This window comes from Bradyrhizobium sp. (assembly GCF_049581145.1).
Classification (GTDB): Bacteria; Pseudomonadota; Alphaproteobacteria; order Rhizobiales; family Xanthobacteraceae; genus Bradyrhizobium.
In genome coordinates this window covers 1-1977 of the sequence record NZ_JBAURI010000917.1, presented here as the reverse complement: position 1 = coordinate 1977, position 1977 = coordinate 1, and the positions used below count along the sequence as shown (strand labels likewise).

Below are 1977 nucleotides of genomic sequence, written 5' to 3'. Positions count from 1 at the left end.
CATTTCAACTATCCATCCTGATCTTCAGGTATCGATCCTGGCCGCTTTGCTCCGCCGGGCGCAGCGCAAGATGTCGTATCCGCGCCGAATAGTTTTCCGATTTCGCAGCATCGGAAAGCGCTCCGATTGTTCCATGCCGGCCCAATGGTCCTACGGAAAGCCGGCATCCAGCTTTCTTTCCGGAAAATGCGCTAGCTATTCTCGTCTTCCTTCATCGCCGCATTGGCGTTGTTGAACACGTTCTGCATCTGGTTCATCATCATTTCCTCGAACTCCGCTCCAAGGGTTTCAATGACCTTGTTGAGCTCGGTCTTCAGGGGGGTGGCGTCTGCGGCGCCGTTCACTGCATCCATTTCATTCTCCTGACGCTTATCGGTCTCTCTGTCGCCGACGGTTCACCTGGTTGCCGCAAGCCTCATCATGTTGCACCCGAACACCCCGGTTTGGTTCAGCTTTGCGATTTTATGCGGCTGGCGACCGGCCCGTCGGAAGGAGTCGGCGTGTAGCCGCCACGAAACACGCGCACCCGAATCTCATCACGGCCGCTATCCTCCCGCGATCGACGTGCCAAAGCGGTCAGCGTTTGCCGGGCCTGCGACAGGAAAGGTGGCGGCCCGGAAACGGAAACCACCCCCGTATCTTCGGTCGTCCGCACCGGAAACCGTGCATCGGAAATGCCGAGCGCACTGAGTTTTTCGGCTGCCTCGCTGGGCGACAGCCGGCCGGTGCTGACCAATTCGGACCTAACTTCGGTCTTGGCGTTGATGTGCAGTGTGGCGCCGTCAAAATACCAGACGAGGCCATAGCTCTCGCACAGGCCATCGAGAAATTCGCGCGCCGTCGTTGTCGAAATCTGTCCGCGCAACCGCCCGGTGACCTGGTCACTGACATCAACCGGCAGGTCAACATTGCGCCCAAATTCCACCAATACTCCTTTGATATCCTGGTCGACGACCAGATATCTGTACGGACCGGGCGGCAATGGGAGATCGGCGCCGACCACCGGGCCGATTGCGATCAGCGCCGCTGTGAACACCAAACCAGGGAGCACTCGTCTCGGCATGCAGGCCTCACGGACGTTGAGGGGCCACCGTTGAGAATGGCCTATGGAACATTCCAGGCAGTTGCGGCGGTCGTTATGGTGTTGGCAAATCCTCTTCGGATAGCCTGAAGAATTTCCTCGTTCGGCATTGCACGAGTGACATCTCCAGCTCATCTTCAATTTCTAGAGCTGTCTAATGTTGTTTGCAACGTTTTTGAAATTGTATTTATTATTCAATATTATATTCATCGAAATAGATATTGTATTTGACTTGGATTTCGAAGTGACTAGCCTTGTAGTTGCTTGCTGTGGTGCGGGTCAACAGGGCTAGTAACAGACCTGTCGAGAGGCCTCGCGCGCTCGGACTTGCAAGCAAGCCACTCGCTCATTGCGGGAGTTTTTCAGCGTCATTAATGAGGAGATTGAAGCATGACGGCCAAGCCACCTTCCGGCAGTTCCGGTGCATCTGGGAGCAGTTCCGGCGCCATCGCTCAACTGGCGGCTCTGCAGCAGAAAATGATCAAGGAGATGACGGAGCTCCAGGGACTTGAAGTCAAGTTCCAGGGTCAGTCGGCCCCGCTCCAGACGGGAAGGAGCGATGCGAGGAACATAACGGGCTAAGGCGTGCGCCAAAGCCGAAGCAATTGCGCGGCCGCCAGCGTCGGCGGCTGCAGACCATAGCCTGAGTCCTGCGCTCCCAAGGTCCTGCGCTCCCAAGGTCAGCAGAGAGGCGAAGTGCCGTGATCGAGTCGATGGCCATGCAATGGCCTGGAGTGATAAGTGCGAAACAAGTCGAGTTGAAATTCGAGGTCGTTGCGGGCGCTCATCGAGGCGCCGCGTTGCTGCTAAGCGAAGGCGATTACCGGATCGGCAGTTCGTCGGACGCCGATATTGTGCTGAGCGATCCGGGCATTGTCCCGGATCATGTCGTGCTT

The 1977-nt window shown here is 56.9% G+C and carries 3 protein-coding genes; 1 reads left to right on the top strand and 2 read right to left on the bottom strand.

The features are described from left to right. Positions 1-191: 191 nt before the first annotated feature. Both WCB02_RS30170 and WCB02_RS30165 read right to left on the bottom strand, forming a co-directional pair. Entirely contained in the window at positions 192-353 is a 162-nt protein-coding gene (locus tag WCB02_RS30170; RefSeq protein WP_423963721.1) for a hypothetical protein, read from the bottom strand. A 95-nt stretch (positions 354-448) separates the two neighbouring features. Further along, positions 449-1003, bottom strand: coding sequence for a type III secretion protein (locus WCB02_RS30165; protein ID WP_423963719.1), 555 nt, complete (start codon positions 1001-1003; stop codon positions 449-451). A 779-nt stretch (positions 1004-1782) separates the two neighbouring features. On the opposite strand from WCB02_RS30165, the gene WCB02_RS30160 reads away from it, so the two are divergent. Further along, on the top strand, positions 1783-1977 hold a 195-nt coding region (locus WCB02_RS30160), incomplete at its 3' end, for an FHA domain-containing protein (RefSeq protein ID WP_423963717.1).

Coding starts and splice junctions, on each gene's coding strand:
- WCB02_RS30170 (WP_423963721.1), bottom strand. CDS start 353: ATGGATGCAGTGAACGGCGCCGCAGACGCCACCCCCCTGAAGACCGAG.